Annotated in this window: 15 protein-coding genes; 10 read left to right on the forward strand and 5 right to left on the reverse strand. The window is 37.0% G+C overall.

Features of this window, described 5'->3' with window-relative positions:
- Position 1: 1 nt before the first annotated feature.
- From ACOXY8_RS02650 to ACOXY8_RS02660, 3 genes are read right to left on the reverse strand one after another with little or no spacing between them, the layout of a single operon-like run.
- Positions 2 to 1,012 carry a pectinesterase family protein gene (locus ACOXY8_RS02650; RefSeq protein ID WP_458330009.1) on the reverse strand — a complete coding sequence of 337 codons (1,011 nt, stop codon included), beginning with the start codon at positions 1,010 to 1,012 and terminating at the stop codon, positions 2 to 4.
- On the reverse strand, positions 1,009 to 2,223 hold the full coding sequence (locus tag ACOXY8_RS02655; protein ID WP_458330010.1) for a glycoside hydrolase family 88/105 protein: 1,215 nt from the start codon (positions 2,221 to 2,223) through the stop codon (positions 1,009 to 1,011). The genes ACOXY8_RS02650 and ACOXY8_RS02655 overlap by 4 nt, the downstream gene beginning before the upstream one ends.
- Before the next feature lie 10 nt (positions 2,224 to 2,233).
- Entirely contained in the window at positions 2,234 to 3,496 is a 1,263-nt protein-coding gene (locus ACOXY8_RS02660; protein ID WP_458330011.1) for a DUF4861 domain-containing protein, read from the reverse strand.
- Between the two features lie 260 nt (positions 3,497 to 3,756).
- Between ACOXY8_RS02660 and kduI the strand changes: the two genes are divergently transcribed.
- From kduI to ACOXY8_RS02710, 10 genes are all read left to right on the forward strand, one after another.
- Positions 3,757 to 4,596, forward strand: coding sequence for a 5-dehydro-4-deoxy-D-glucuronate isomerase (gene kduI / locus ACOXY8_RS02665; protein WP_458330012.1), 840 nt, complete (start codon positions 3,757 to 3,759; stop codon positions 4,594 to 4,596).
- 1 nt (position 4,597) lies between these two features.
- Entirely contained in the window at positions 4,598 to 5,386 is a 789-nt protein-coding gene (locus ACOXY8_RS02670; RefSeq protein ID WP_458330013.1) for a gluconate 5-dehydrogenase, read from the forward strand.
- A 6-nt stretch (positions 5,387 to 5,392) separates the two neighbouring features.
- A complete protein-coding gene (locus tag ACOXY8_RS02675; protein ID WP_458330014.1) occupies positions 5,393 to 6,424 on the forward strand; it encodes a LacI family DNA-binding transcriptional regulator in 1,032 nt (343 codons plus the stop codon).
- Positions 6,425 to 6,439: 15 nt separating this feature from the next.
- Positions 6,440 to 7,879, forward strand: coding sequence for a glucuronate isomerase (gene uxaC / locus ACOXY8_RS02680; RefSeq protein ID WP_458330015.1), 1,440 nt, complete (start codon positions 6,440 to 6,442; stop codon positions 7,877 to 7,879).
- 56 nt (positions 7,880 to 7,935) lie between these two features.
- Positions 7,936 to 9,339, forward strand: coding sequence for a tagaturonate reductase (locus tag ACOXY8_RS02685; RefSeq protein WP_458330016.1), 1,404 nt, complete (start codon positions 7,936 to 7,938; stop codon positions 9,337 to 9,339).
- Positions 9,340 to 9,474: 135 nt separating this feature from the next.
- Positions 9,475 to 10,311, forward strand: coding sequence for a hypothetical protein (locus ACOXY8_RS02690; RefSeq protein WP_458330017.1), 837 nt, complete (start codon positions 9,475 to 9,477; stop codon positions 10,309 to 10,311).
- Between the two features lie 241 nt (positions 10,312 to 10,552).
- Positions 10,553 to 11,059 carry an RNA polymerase sigma factor gene (locus tag ACOXY8_RS02695; RefSeq protein ID WP_458330018.1) on the forward strand — a complete coding sequence of 169 codons (507 nt, stop codon included), beginning with the start codon at positions 10,553 to 10,555 and terminating at the stop codon, positions 11,057 to 11,059.
- Positions 11,052 to 11,636 carry a hypothetical protein gene (locus ACOXY8_RS02700; RefSeq protein WP_458330019.1) on the forward strand — a complete coding sequence of 195 codons (585 nt, stop codon included), beginning with the start codon at positions 11,052 to 11,054 and terminating at the stop codon, positions 11,634 to 11,636. Before ACOXY8_RS02695 ends, ACOXY8_RS02700 begins: the two co-directional genes overlap by 8 nt.
- 4 nt (positions 11,637 to 11,640) lie before the next feature.
- Positions 11,641 to 12,723: a serine hydrolase gene (locus ACOXY8_RS02705; RefSeq protein ID WP_458330020.1), complete on the forward strand. Its 1,083-nt coding sequence runs from the start codon at positions 11,641 to 11,643 to the stop codon at positions 12,721 to 12,723.
- Positions 12,724 to 12,892: 169 nt separating this feature from the next.
- Positions 12,893 to 13,084 (forward strand): hypothetical protein, encoded by a 192-nt coding sequence (locus ACOXY8_RS02710; RefSeq protein WP_458330021.1) that lies wholly within the window; start codon positions 12,893 to 12,895, stop codon positions 13,082 to 13,084.
- Positions 13,085 to 13,098: 14 nt separating this feature from the next.
- On the opposite strand, the gene ACOXY8_RS02715 is transcribed toward ACOXY8_RS02710, so the two are convergent.
- Both ACOXY8_RS02715 and ACOXY8_RS02720 read right to left on the reverse strand, forming a co-directional pair.
- A complete protein-coding gene (locus tag ACOXY8_RS02715) occupies positions 13,099 to 13,833 on the reverse strand; it encodes a response regulator (RefSeq protein WP_458330022.1) in 735 nt (244 codons plus the stop codon).
- Complete coding sequence (locus ACOXY8_RS02720) at positions 13,830 to 15,773, reverse strand: tetratricopeptide repeat protein (protein WP_458330023.1); 1,944 nt, start codon at positions 15,771 to 15,773, stop codon at positions 13,830 to 13,832. Before ACOXY8_RS02720 ends, ACOXY8_RS02715 begins: the two co-directional genes overlap by 4 nt.
- Positions 15,774 to 15,894: the final 121 nt, after the last annotated feature.

Consider the following 15,894-nt stretch of genomic DNA (forward strand, 5'->3'; position numbering starts at 1 on the left):
ATCAATTTTTGTTATGGTGTGGGCTTGGCCAAAGCTTATTTTCTAAAGTTTTGCCTGGTTGCCAATTATCATCACCTGCAAGGATGTTTTCTACTGTATATTTTGCAGCTTCATCAGCAGATAATTGATGTGACCATGGAACTCGCGCTAAAGGCTTTGCGCCTGCTCCGGTGCTTAAATATTCTGCATAAAAGGCAGTGCTTTCTGCTTCCGGTTTACTCCAATTATGCCAGCCTTCCGGTCGTATATGCTCACCCATTTCGCAATTGATAAAGACCGTTTGAGCATATATTCTCCATGGCCTTCCAAGAAAGACTTTTCCCAAAGGCGCATCTCCAGTAAGTTTACAATTAAGAAAAACGAAACCAAATTCGGTATCCTCCAAAGTAGAAGCTGCCGTAAGATATTGGCCTCCATCTTTTGAGAAAATCTCGCAATTGTCGAATACCGCAGTTGACCAGCCAAATATAAAATCTGTACCTCCTTCGATATAGCAGTTTTTGTAGTATTGGCGACTCTTTTCTCCATGCGCATATAGCGTATCTTGAAAGCCGAGGAATCTGCAATTCTCAAAAATGGCCCTATCGCCTGTTACTCTCATCGCAACGGCTTGACCCACTTTACCTGCCGAATTCTCAAATGTGATATTCATAGCAGTGAAATCATCGCCAAAAACGAAAAAGCTACTTGATCCGGTCGTCCCATATTCCTCGCCAAATCGATTGTGCTTGCTGGAATAATCATCATAGGTAATTATCGTTGTTTCAGCTGACTCGCCTATTAGCGTGACTTTGGTCTTGGAAGTAGGTAGGATTACTTTTTCTTTATAGATGCCGCTTTTCACCAAAATGAATGTGCTTTCATTTCTGAAATCTGGTACAGCCATTATAGCATCCTGCACCTTAGTGAAATCTCCTGAGCCATCTGCTGCCACTACAAAATGGAACTCTTGTCCTATTGCTTTGAAAGCAAAAAGCGTAATGATTAGTGAAGTAACAAATAGCTTTCTCAATTTATTTGAAGGTTTTCATAAATGAGTGAAGCCATGATAAACGGCCCAACGCCTTTTGGGTCATTGTTACGACGTGGCTCATTGATGTAGTATTCATACGTGCCGCTTCGGTATGGATTACCTCCGAGGCCGGCAACTGCACAAACCTCTGTAATACTTAAAGCTCCAGTTTCATCTTCGATAATGAAATTATCAATAATGCCCTGATAAGCTTTAACTCCATGATCTTGATAGGATTTGTCTATGTATCCTTTATCAGAGGCTTTCAGTAGAAAATAAGTAAACATACTTGAGGCAGAGGCTTCAAGGTAATTTCCCTCCCGCCCTTTTTTATCGACTACTTGATACCAAAGTCCTGTTTCCGCATCTTGATGTTTGATAATTCCGGCAGCTAATTTTTTAGCGATATCAATTATCATTTCCCTTTTTGGGTGATTAGCAGGTATAAAATCAAGTACATCCGGCAATGCCATGGCAAACCAACCTATACTCCTTCCCCAAAATTCCGGAGAAAGACCTGTGATAGAATCAGCCCAGGCTTGTTCGCGTAAATCATCATAGCCATGATAGTACAAACCGCTAATAGAATCGTATGCATATTTATCGATCAGTTCGATTTGCAATGCAACATCATCAAACAACTCAGGCTCATTGAATTCAGCCGCATATTGTGCTAGGAATGGTGAACCCATATACAATCCGTCGAGCCACATTTGGCCTGGGTAGATCTTTTTATGCCAAAATCCTCCCGCATCAATTCTAGGATGATTACGCATCTGATCCCTCAAATCATCCACTGCCAGTTTATATTTTTCTTCGCCGGTTGCTTTATAAAGCTCTATTAAAAATTTACCGCCATTTACTCTATCAATATTAAAATCAGACTTTTTGTAGGTGTTTATCACGCCATTTTCATCAATCATAAAGTCAGCATAGTACTTAATATAATCTAAATACTTCTGTTCGCCGGTTTCATCCCATACGCGATCAATTGCTGAACAAATCAAGCCTTGTGTATAATCCCATTTTGGTTTTTCAAGAAAATCAATCGTCCAAACTTCAGGATTGCGAGCCATCTCTGCATCTGCCATGCGAATGGAATATGGCTTGGGAGCTTCTACCTGTTCCGTACTTTCACTGCAAGAACTTAAAATTGCCAAGCCGCAGAAATTGAGAAGAATTAGTCGAATGAAATATATTGATCGATGCATTGAGGTAAATTTAAAAATTGATTTTCAGCGGATTAGATAATTCCTGAATCACTTGTTCCAGATAAGCAATGAATTCTTCTTTATTTGTAATCCCATCCTTTTCTTGTTCCCAAGCGGCAGCAAAATAGTAATCGAAAGCAGTTAAATCCGACCCAAAACTTACCACATGGCTATACTCATCTTGCGTACTTTCAATCAATTGTTCAGTTGGAAAGAAAATAGCGATTCCTAAACTATCACCAGCCAGACTCTGTAAGCCATAAGTTGCCAAATAACTGTATTCCAAATTGCTATCACTTTTTATCAGTTCACCATTTGGATCAATAATTAAACCTGTTGCTACATTGGACATAGGTCGAGAGAAGCTCAAAGAATTTTTAGACAATCTAGTGCCTGCATGGATACTAATAACAGATTCAACATCTACTTTACCATCGGGCAAATTCCAGCCATAGTAATTGGTTTTGATGGATGAGTAAACAGATCCATCGAATTGAATTTCTGAATACAAGCTATCCGTTTCGTCCACTCTTCGGGCTTTACCATCTATAAGTGTGGCAATAGAACCCAAACCCAGCGAGCTCCCGACTTTGAGGATGTCCATCCCCCAGTCTTGCATTTCGTGATAGGAATCGAATCCATCCAAACCAACCTTTTGCAATATTGGCTCACTTACTTTTTTACCAAAAACGTCGATACCATTTCGCCAATCTAAATAAAAGCGATATCCAACTTTGTCTGACTCCCAACCCGGGCCTTCATAGCGGATATAAAATGAGTGATCTGTATGTTCATCTGGTACTCTAAGAGTGGTAATATTTACAAAATCACCACCAATATATTTTCTATCTTCAAAATAGCCACCCTCCTTCACAGACAATTCAGCTTGTGTCAGTTTTGGATAATTTCTCTCAATTGAATTTTCTGAATCATAGCTAATGGAAATAGCTTGTGTTGCATTTGGTCCAATTTCCGGCAAAACAAAAACCAAATCGTCATTTGCATTGATTTCTGCACTCAACTCAGTCTCTCCGAACATTACTACAAAACCATCAACATTGAAATCTGTGGCTTTAGCTATTATAAAACTGATGGGTATTTCGATTAATTGATTTTGGCGTAACTTGTCTATTGGATTACTTACGGTAAACTCAATAGTAGAATTTGCACTCTCTGATGATTGTTCATTTGCCTCACATGAAGTCAAAAACACAATAGCAAGTGCCAAAACTGCCTTTGAAAGGTTAGAATAAATTTTGAATGGGCTATTCATTTTGAATATTATTGAGGCTTTTAGTAAAAAAAAACAGAGCTAACTCAAACACAATTTCATGATATTTGAGCAATCGATTGCATATTTAGAAATTTTACTTGGAATAACAAAGCAAGTCAAAATCTTTTTTAATCGCCTATTATAATAGTATTTGGAACAATTTGCGGGAGGATGATGTAATCAGAGAGAAAATAAAGCTGAATATTTTTTGTTAAATTAATTAGAAATCGTCTTTTTTGTGCAAACGATTACACGGAACTATGCAAATGAAAATTTCTACAAGATATGCCGCCCATCCCAATGACGTTGAAAAATATTCTACCGAACAACTGCGTGAGCATTTTCTAATTCCTGATCTGTTTATTAAAGATACAATTTCTGGAGTATATACCACTAATGATAGACTAATTGTTGGTGGAATTCATCCGGTAAGCCAAAGTCTTCGTCTAGAGACGGTAGATCAGCTGAAGGCTGAATACTTTCTAGAACGTCGTGAAATTGGAATTATTAATATTGGTGCTCCTGCGACTATCAAAGTGGATGGAGAAACAATCACACTAGCTAATAAAGAAGCATTATACATAGGTAAAGGAGCAAAAGATGTAACATTTGAACCTTTAGCAAGTGGAGAAGCAAAACTGTATTTTAATTCTGCGCCTGCTCATTGCTCCTATCCTACTCGCAAAATTGGAATGAATGAAGCTAATATTATGGAAATGGGCTCTGCAAATGAATCCAACCATCGCTTAATTCACCAATTAATTGTGAACTCAATTTTACCCACCTGCCAATTGCAAATGGGTTTGACCATGCTGAAACCAGGCAGCGTTTGGAACACAATGCCTGCTCATACGCATGACCGACGAATGGAAGCCTATTTTTATTTTGATTTAGACGAAAAGGCCGCGGTTTCTCATTTTATGGGCAGACCACAATCTACCCGAAACCTTTGGGTGCACAATGAGCAAGCAGTAATTTCACCACCTTGGTCTATTCATAGTGGCGCTGGCACATCCAACTATACGTTTATATGGGGTATGGCTGGCGAAAATCTTGACTATGGCGATATGGATAAAGTTAGCCCAACAGAATTGAGATAAGATGAAAAACCTGTTTGATCTTTCTGGCAAAACTGCATTAGTTACTGGCGCAACTCATGGATTGGGAATGGCAATGGCCAAAGCCCTAGCGAATAATGGGGCTACATTAATCATAAATGGACATACTCCTGCCAAAATGGAAAAAGCTTTGGCAGAATACAAAGCTGATGGAATAGAAGCGCATGGCTATTTGTTTGATGTAACTGATGAACAAGCTGTAGATCAATATATAAGTGAAATTGAAACGAAGTTTGGCTCTATAGATATACTTGTAAACAATGCAGGTAAAATAATGCGAGAACCAGCTTTGGAGATGAAAGTATCAGATTTCCGCAGCGTAATAGACGTTGATTTGGTTTCTCCATTTATTATGGCGCAGCGGGTAGCAAAAGGAATGGTTCGAAATGGTGGTGGCAAAATCATCAATATTTGCTCTATGATGTCTGAATTAGGTCGAGATACCGTTACAGCCTATGCTGCTGCAAAAGGAGGTCTAAAAATGCTCACTCGCAATTTAGCTACCGAATGGGCAAGACTCAACATTCAGGTAAATGGCATTGGTCCTGGCTATTTTGCTACTGAGCAAACTGCACCAATTCGTGTAAGCGGACATCCAATGAATGAATTTATCATAAATAGAACACCAGCCGGAAGATGGGGAAACCCGGAAGATTTGGCTGGAACCACCATATTTTTAGCTTCGGAAGCAAGTAATTTCGTGAATGGGCAAATTATTTATGTAGATGGGGGTATTCTTGCAACTATTGGGAAACCGTATGATCTAACCTAAATTATTATGGCAAAAAATTCCGGAAAGGCAACTATACATGATATCGCAGAGCAATTGAATATTACTGCATCTACTGTCTCGCGTGCGTTAAATGACAATCCAAGGATTTCAGACGCCACAAAGAAATTGGTGCATAAAATGGCTCGGCAGCTCAACTATCAGCCAAATAATATTGCATCGGCTCTAAGAAGTGGGAAAAGCAAATTGATTGGTGTAGTAGTACCTACTACCAATCGTAATTTTTTCTCAAGCGTAGCAAGAGGAATTGACGATGTTGCCAATAAGCTCAATTATCAAGTAATCATCTCCCAATCGTACGATAGCTACGAAAAGGAAGTGCAGAATATTGAAGCTCTAATGAGTGCTCGAGTAGATGGGATAATTGCTTCGGTGAGTAAAAACACAGAGAATTTTGATCACTTCAAAAGAGTGATGGACAAAGGTATTCCATTGGTATTGTTTGATCGAATCACTAATGAATTAGATGTAAGTCAAGTAGTTATAGATGATTATCAAGGTGCATATCAAATTGTAGAGCATTTGATCCAGCAAGGATATAAGCGGATTGCACACTTTACCAGTCCAAAGAAAATTAACATTTATAAAGAACGTCTAAGAGGTTATTTGGACGCATTGTTCGATCATAATATTGAGCCTGATCCTGCGCTAATTGTAGAAAGCAATATGCAATTGGAAGATGGAAAAAACAGTATGATTGAGCTGTTTGAAAGAAATGTTCCATTCGATGCAGTATTTTCTTCATCAGATTATGCTGCGATGGGTGCGATGCAGGTATTAAAGCAAAATGGGAAAAGGATTCCTCAAGATGTAGGCGTAGCTGGATTTGGAAATGAGCCATTTACTTCATTTACAGATCCTTCTCTCACCACTGTAGATCAGGTAAATATTTCGATGGGACATGTAGCCGCAGAAACATTTTTTGATTTACTCCAAAATCCGAAAAAAGCTACCATACAACAGAAAACAGTATTGAAGCCTGAAGTCATATTCAGAGATTCAACTAAAAGAAATTCTTAAATAAAATAAACAGAAATGGTTACATCAAGCCATAGTATTGAAACGAAGAAATCAGTTTCTACATTTTTGAACGAGGACTTTCTACTTACAAATGAATTTGCGAAAAGGCTTTACCACAATCACGCAGCTCATTTGCCTATTATAGATTATCATTGTCATTTATCCCCACAATACATTGCTGAGAATAAAATCTTCAATCAGATTACGGAAGCTTGGCTCGATGGTGACCACTACAAATGGCGGGCAATGAGGACTTTAGGAATTGATGAGAAATATATTACAGGCAATGCCGAACCTCATCAGAAGTTCCAGCAATGGGCCAAAACTGTTCCTTATACAGTAAGAAATCCCTTATATCATTGGTCGCATTTGGAGCTGAAAAGATACTTTGGGATAGACATGCTATTGACGGCCAATACAGCCGATGAGATATATACTGAAACCTCCCGCCAACTCAAATCTGAGTCTTATGGAGCATTCGGATTATTAAAAAAGATGAATGTCGAAACAGTTTGTTCTACAGACGACCCGATTGATAGTTTGGAATATCATGATCTGGCCAAAAGTAAAGATTTGCATCCTAATCTATTGCCTGCGTTTCGTCCTGATAAAGCTTATGCCGTAGAAAACACAAAAACCTACCTGGTTTATTTAGAGAAACTTGGTGAAACAAGTAATATCAATATTCACAAGTACGATGATTTGCTTGATGCACTAAAGAACCGGGTAAATTATTTCCATTCAAAAGGAGGTAGACTATCTGACCATGGATTAGAGCAGCTTTATTACTTTGAAGAGAATACTTTCGATATCAACCAGATTTTCAGACGGATCACAAGGCGGGAGGAATTATCCATTCCCGAAATTCAATTCTTCAAATTCAAGACTTTGCTTCATTTGAGTAAAATGTACCATGCATTAGGCTGGACGCAACAGTACCATTTGGGTGCGTTGCGTAATACAAACACTCGAATGCTAAGCACTCTTGGGCCAGATACAGGCTACGATTCTATTGGTGATTTCCCGCAAGCACAAGCATTGGGTGCATATCTAAATAAGTTAGATTCTACAGATCAACTTGCCAAAACAATCTTGTATAACCTCAACCCAGCAGACAATGAAGTAATGGCAACTATGATTGGCAACTTCAATGATGGATCGGTAAAAGGCAAAATCCAATTTGGCTCTGGCTGGTGGTTTTTAGATCAAAAGGATGGGATTGAAAAACAATTGAATGCGCTTTCGAACTTGAATTTACTTAGCTGCTTTGTGGGCATGCTTACGGATTCTCGCAGCTTCTTATCCTTTCCAAGACATGAGTATTTCCGACGTGTGCTTTGCAATTTGATTGGACGAGATGTAGCCAATGGCGAGTTGCCAGCAGATGAAGTTTGGTTAGGCAAAATTGTATCCGATATCTGCTATCACAATGCCAAGGAGTATTTCAAATTTTAAAATTTAAGACTCCAATACCATCCACCATATTGTTTTTATAGCTCAATTTTCTAGCAATGCGTTCACTTACACGACAAAATAGTAACAGCAAATCTGACCGTGCTGTAAAGGTAATTCAGTTTGGAGAAGGTAATTTCCTCAGAGCATTTGTAGATTGGATGCTCGATATTTTAAATGAAAAAACAGGTTTCGATGGAGACGTACAAATTGTACAACCTATAGAAAATGGAATGGGCGAATTGCTCAACAAACAAGAAGGCTTGTATCATGTATTGATACAGGGTCTCGAAGGAAACAAACAGGTCGATACAATCAGGCTAATTAAAAATATTAAATCAGTAATCAATCCATATACGAATTACAATGAGTATTTGAAATTAGCTGAAAACAAAGATTTGAAACTGATAATATCAAATACAACCGAGGCTGGAATTGTTTTTAGTGAATTGGATAAAGATTTTGAAAATACACCAATAACTTATCCTGGTAAGTTGACAGCCCTTTTGTATTATAGATTTAGCCAGAAACAAGAGATAAAGAATCAGCCATTAGTTATCATCCCATGCGAGTTAATTGAGAAAAATGGAGACAAGCTAAAAAAATGTATTCTGCAATATGCAGATTTATGGGAGTTATCAACAGAGTTTATGGATTGGCTGGAAAGAAATATCACTTTTTGCAACTCTTTGGTAGATCGTATTGTGCCGGGCTATCCTAAAGAAACCATTTCAGAAATAAAAGCTAAAATTGGCTTTGATGATAGTATGGTAGTAAAAGCTGAGCCGTACCATTTGTGGGCTATTGAAGGGCCAAAAGAGCTTTACCATTTACTACCATTTGATAAGGCAGGTCTTAAAGTAAAGATCGTGGATGATATTCATCCATTCCGTATAAGGAAAGTACGAATACTTAATGGCGTACATACTGCTATGATGGCCTATGCTTATTTAAGAGGATTTAGAGCAGTGAAAGAAACGGTTGAAGATCCACAAATGGCTGAGTTTATTAAAGACCTTATATTCGAGGAAATCATACCTACCATTGATTTACCGAAAGAAGAGTTAGTCGAATTTGCAAACGATGTAATGGATCGTTTCAGAAACCCATTTATTCATCACGAATGGAAAAGTATTGCCTTAAATTCAGTTTCAAAATTCAAAGTAAGAGTATTGCCCTCAATGCTTGACTATAAAGCTGCAAATGGAAATTGGCCTATTAAATTGGTAATGGCAATGGCGGCATTATTTCAATTCTACAAAGGCACTCAAAATGGTGAAACTCTTCCGGTAAGCGATGATGAAGAAGTAATTGCCTTTTTTCAAAATGCTTGGCTGAAAGAAAACCCAACTGAAGTTGCAAAAACGATTCTTGCAAATGCTGAATTGTGGGGACAAGACTTGAGTAGTGGTGAGGAGTTGCTTGGATTGATCACTGAGTATTTGACTAAAGAAATTGCGTAAAAACTTAAGTGACTTACTCTTCGAGATTTGCAATCTTGAAGTCAGATCAATTGAATTTACAATTCAATTCCTAAAACCTGTTTTAGCATTTTCAATTAATTGAGATGAATCAAATTAATAGTTATATTCACCTAAATGAATAGGCTATTAATTACGATATTAATCTTGTTGGGCTTCAATCAAGCTTTTGCCTGCAGTTGTGATATGCCATTAACAACGCTTGAATTCTACTCTTCAGACATTGTTTTTGAAGGTAGAGTAATTTCAAAGATTTATGCTGAGGATTCTCTCACTTACACTGCAACTTTGGAGATTATAAAGAATTATAAGAATCAAAGCCAATTACAAACAGTAACCATAAATAGACCTGCAGAAGGTGAAATAACTGGCACCTTTACATCATGTGACTGGCACATAAAATTAGGTGAAACCTGGTTAATTTATGCTGAATTAGATGGTTCAAGGATTTCTTTTGATTACATGTGTTCCAATTCTATGCCTACATCATCTAGAAAAATTAATGAATACGATCAAAAGATTTTAGACAATGGAAAAGACCTTGACCTTCAGAAATTCTTTATAGAGGATGATTTTTATTTCAATCCTGTACAACCAATATTGAATTTTGATTCAATTGTATCAGCAGCAAAACCAAAAGACTATGAAAATGAACTTGCTTTGATCGATTTAGCAATTGATGAAAAAGGGAAATTGATAAATCTTGCATCCAGAAAATCACTTCTTGTGCAAAAGGATTCAATCTTCGGGTTGCCTATATCCTTTTCTATAAATAAGGATAGAATTAATAATCAACTTGAAAGAGATGCTGTAGAGCTACTAAGCCAATTTGATACATGGGAAATTAAAAGGCATAATAAGACCAATTTGCCAGTAAAATATTTTCAAGGTGTCGTGGTGAGATATAATAAGAAAGAAAATAGTTGGACTTATGAGCTAGTCATAAGACTATAAATTAATGACAGCATTCCATTAACCTATTCCCTCCCGCTTCTACCACACAATTCAAAAACTTGCTGAAAGTCTGATTACAAATCCTATTTATCTTTGGTTCAGGATTGCAAATCCAGAACAGTTATATTTCGCCCTCATCCTACCATTTTGCGGTTCCTTCAAAAAAAATTTAATCAATCTGTCATATTTTCAAATAATTTGTAACTAAGCTTATGAGACGGATAAATCTCAGCTTAGTAAAATGAAGGAATTGAACAGTAATTTCATTGAGATTCTAGAAAGTAACAAGGATATGATTCTGCGGATTTGTGGCGCATATGCTTCGGATTTAGCAGAAAAGCAGGATTTGTTCCAAGAAGTTACCATTGCCATTTGGAAATCTCTCCCTTCATTTCAAAGCAATTCAAGTGTTTCTACATGGATTTATCGGATTGCACTCAACACTTGTATTCGATTGAGTTTGCGGAATAAAAAATCCAAAATGGAAACGGTGAAACTTACAAGTGTCCATTTGGAAAACCTGCATGAAGAAAGCCATCGTCAAGAAGATGAGACTCAATTCACAAAGCTGCAATCATGTATTCAGCAATTGCAGGAGCCTGACAGAAGTATTGTTTTGCTGCATTTGGAGGAGTTGTCTCATAAGGAAATTGCCGAAATTATTGGCATTAGCGAAAATCATGTTGCCGTGAAGATGAAAAGGGCTAAGGTGAAATTATTAAACTGTATGAATCAAGATCATGGATGATTTGAAACTATTAAATATTTGGCGGGAGGGTAATCAGCGCAATAAAGTTAGTATAGATGCTAACAAATTGCTGACAGAACTTACTGAAAACCTGAGTGAGTTTGATGCAAAATTAAAAAAGCGTGATTCTCTGGAAATCACTGTTGCGTTAATTATGATCCCAATGGCCATTCTCTTAGCCTATTTTGTTGATTCCAGCTTGCAGCAATTAGGTTTTGGGTTGATTGTACCCTATTGTGCTTTAGTAATTTACAAACTGAAAAGAGTGAAAAAATACAAAGTTCAAATAGATGCTCAGCAAAGTCAAAAAGCATTCTTAACGCAATCAAAAGAGTATTTGGTCAAAGAAATGAATTTACTTAAAACAGTATTGTACTGGTATATTCTACCGGCCTTTTTGTGTGCATCATTAATCAACATAGGCTCCGATAGTGGGCAACTTGAACTTATACTCACTTTTATCGGGATGATTGCCCTATTCGGATATATCTATTATTTAAATAGAAAAGCCGTAAAAGATGATTTTGAGCCAATTTTAGCTCAGCTCAACCAAACTATCGAAGAACTAAACAACTAACACCATGTTGAAAAAAATATTAATCGGATTAGGAGTGTTTATCGCACTCATATTTATCACTTTTGGGATTGCCGCTTATTATTTCTTTCCCGACAAAAACACCATTCCAGATTTTGCATTAGCGCATCCAGACAAATCTGCTATGATGCTTATGCACAATGGCGAATTAATCGCAGCCCATAATCCAGATAAGCTGATGACACTTGCAAGCACCATGAAGGTGGTCGTGGCAATAGAATATGCTGAACAAGCACAGAATGGAAGTATCGATCCCAATGAGCAGATTCCTATCACAGAGCTAGACTTGTATTACATTCCAAATACAGATGGTGGAGCACACCCAGCCTGGCTCAATTGGGCAAGCGATAAAATAAATGACGGCAAAATAAGTATTCGGGATATCACCAAAGGCATGATCATGTTTAGCTCCAATGCAAATACGGAATGGCTGATTGATAAACTGGGGATGGAAAATATTAATAAGCAGTTTGATAAACTGGACTTGAACCAACATACACCTATCTATCCTATCGTTTCGGCCTTATTGGTAAGTAAGGAATTTGAAAATGGAATAGAGCGGGAGGAATTGATTGAAAAGCTGCAAGAGCTTTCACAGCAAGAATACATTGATCTAACGTTGGACATCCACCAGAAACTGAAATCAGATACTAGCTACAAATCCACTTTAGGAAACCTTGCTTTCGATTTACAAAAAATATGGTCGGACAGATTGCCCGCTTCAACCGCAGCCGATTACCTTAAAATAATGAAGTTGATAAATGACAGAGAATATTTTGCTGAAGGCACTCAAGAATACTTAGACGAAATAATGGAGTTTATGCTTGCAAACCCTGCCAATCGATCGTGGCTAAAGCATACTGGTAGTAAAGGAGGATCCACAGCATTTGTTCTAACACGTTGTTTGTACGCCACTGAAATATCTGGCGACAAAACCGAGCTAGTATATTTTTTCAACGACCTCAATTTTGTGGAGCAGCAAAGACTACAAATGAGCATCAATGATTTTGAATTGCAAATATTAAGTGATACGGATTTTAGAGAGGAATTGAAGGAGAGGTTTAATTAAATATTCACGATTCTTAGAGATTGATAATTCAAAGTTTGATAAAGTCGTATTGCAAATCCTTTTTATCTGTAGTTCTGGATTACAAATCCAGAACAGTGGAAAAAGATAATCAATTAACCAAAATTAGAAATTCAGAAAGCTATTTTTATATTTACCCAAAATATTAATTATGGGACTATTCTGGAATCTAATTCAACAAAGCCAAATATCAACTCAAAGTTCTAGAGCATCTACTTTAGAAGCAAGAGTTGCCTACCTAGAAAGTGAGCTGCAGAAAACGCAAGAGCTCTTGATGAAAACATTGAAAGTTCTGGAAGAGCATAGCGGCAAGGATATAAATGGTGATGGTAAGATCAGCTAAAGAGTCAGCCTAAATTAAACCTTCTTTATACTATTCATTAGACTTTCCTTATACATTTTGCTTATTGGAATCACCTTTCTATTGATTTCCAAATGGGAATCCGCAACCGCATCCAATTTTTTGATATTTACTACATAGGATCTATGTACTCGTAAGAAATCCTTGCTTTCAACTTTTTCACAAAATGAATTTAATGGACTAACAATTAAATAGTTTTTACTTAAGGTTACGATATTACAATAATTTCTTTCCGCTTCAATGTAGAGGATTTCATCTAGCATCAATTTGATGAGTTTGCCATTATTTCGAATAAATATCCGATCATCCATGCAATCTGAAAGTGTGTTTATCTCACGGTTTCCTTTAACTTCCGTATTGATCTTTTCGATAACTAGCTCAATGGTACGTTCTAAGTTTAGTTTATTAAATGGCTTTGTAATAAATGCATAAGGTTTGGTTTCTTTAGCTTTTTGGAAGGAGGCATCATCCGAATTTGCAGTAAGATAAATTAAAGGTATATCAATACTTTCCTGAATTTGGCTTGCGGCTTCTATTCCATTAATTTTTCCTTTGAGATTTATATCCATTAGAATGATATCGGGCTGATTCTCTTTTGCATGATTTACCGCATCCTCACCGCGAGACTCAATGCCTGTAACATCATAGCCCAAATTGGAAAGCTGTAAGGAAATATTTGCAGCGATTATCATATCGTCTTCCACTATCAGGATTCTTGCTTTTTTACTCATGCTGCATTTTCAAGTTGAAATTCAAAAACTACTTCTGTACCTAATTGTTTGTTTAGTTTCATCTTGCCATCTAATTGTCTCGTCAAAAGTTCGATCAATTGAGTTCCAAATCCTGTCCCTTTTACTTGAGGGTTTTCGCTAAAACCTACTCCATTATCGGTGATAGATAAATGCAATATAGAATTTTCCTCCCGCATACTTATGCCAATGATACCTTGTCTACCATTTGGGAAAGCATATTTCAATGAATTAGTAATAATTTCATTCACAATCAATCCAATAGGTATAGCCCTATCTACATTCAGTTCCATCCTTTCCATTTCACATTCAAACACTACCCGGTCTGTCATATCAAATGAATCTATGATAAAGCCTCCTAAATTTTCAAAATAGTTTTTCATTTCGATTGCAGCCAAATTCTCGCCCTGATACAAGTTTTGATGAATAATCCCCATACTTTGTACCCTATTTTGGCTTTCGCGCATGATATCCCGCAATTCTGCATTATCTACCTGAGCAGTTTGCAAAGAAAGTAAGCTGGATATAGTTTCAAGATTATTCTTTACTCTATGGTGGATTTCCTTCAATAGAAATTCTTTTTCCTTATTCTGCTTTTCTAGAAGTAAACTGTACTTTTTTCTGCGTATAAAAACTCTGTAGAGCAAAAACAAGAATAAGACCATCACAGCCGTCAGAATAAAGGTAAACAACTGGATGATTTCTTGTTTCTTTAATTCCTCATTTTGAAGCAAAATGATATTTTCCTTTTGGTTGACATCCATTTCAGTTTGTAGCTGTGCAATCCGCTGATCAGCCTCCGTATTGAAAACCAATTGGTTTAGTTCATTATATTTTTTGAATGCATTTAAAGACTCTTCTATTCTATTAGCTCCTTCGAAAGCTTCACTTAGGTCTCTGTGAATTAAGCTTAGATAATATATGTCTCCAAAATCAGCTGTGGCAGTTTGGATACTCCGCTCAAGGTAGACTACCGCTGCAGCATACTCTCCAAGCTTATTTTTCAATTTACCTAGAGAATGTAAAGACCGCACAATCATGAAGTCATTTTGCAGTAGTTCGGCGTATTTAAGCGCCTCTTTTCCTGAAGTTTCTGCATTTTTAAAATCACCCATTTGACTGTATAAATCTGTAAGGGCTATATAGGTATCGCTCAGATTATTATAAAATCCATATTGCTTTCCTATCTCTGTGGATTGTTGGTAATAGGGTAAAGCCTCTTCAAACCGTCCTAGCTCCATTAGATTATTCCCTAGTACATGAAGTGTGAAATCGTAATCTAAATCCTTAATTCCTCTTTCTTCAAAAATTGCGATAGATTTTAAGCCATACTCTACTCCACTTTCATATTTCCCTTGCTTCCAAAATAGATTACTGATATCGGAATAGGCCATTGCAATGGCTTTTTTATCCTTATACTTTTCGCCTAATTCAAGGGTTTTTGTTGCATATTCAAAGGCAATACTCAAGTCACCTCTTCGCTCAAATACATAGCCCAAATTAGTCAGCAGCAACCAAGTTTCTGCTTCGGGCAATTTTTGTAGCGCACTTCTCAAGGCTAATTCTGCTTGGTCAAGTTCCTCTAATCTAAGCATGATAGCACCTTGCGTAACTTGCATTCTCCCCTCCCACAATTCATTGTCGGCTAACCTAACTTCCTTCAAACTTTGATTAATGATCTCCAAAGATTTTTTGAGATTCCTTGTATGATAATAGTATGCAAGATCATTCAACACCCGAAATCGCAAGGTATCTTGCTTGATACTTTCTATGCTTTGCTCGAGTACATTTAGGTACTCAGGGCCAAAATCATCTGTTTCCTCAAAAATCTTAAGATACTGAATTTGCCCATTTTGCTGAACAATTTGTGCATTTACATCGAAGGACAGCAAAAGCAAAAAGGATACAAAAAGCCTGTTCATGCACTCAAGATACAAGAAAAAGTTATTGAAAATCAGGAATTAAGTGATCAAATATTCCTAGATAAAAATATCAGTCACTCGGGACAATTTTTAAGAGCCTTAGTCCTTAATCTTTGGCAAA

The organism is Peijinzhouia sedimentorum (genome assembly GCF_049340005.1).
In the GTDB taxonomy this organism is placed as follows: domain Bacteria; phylum Bacteroidota; class Bacteroidia; order Cytophagales; family Cyclobacteriaceae; genus CAXBDP01.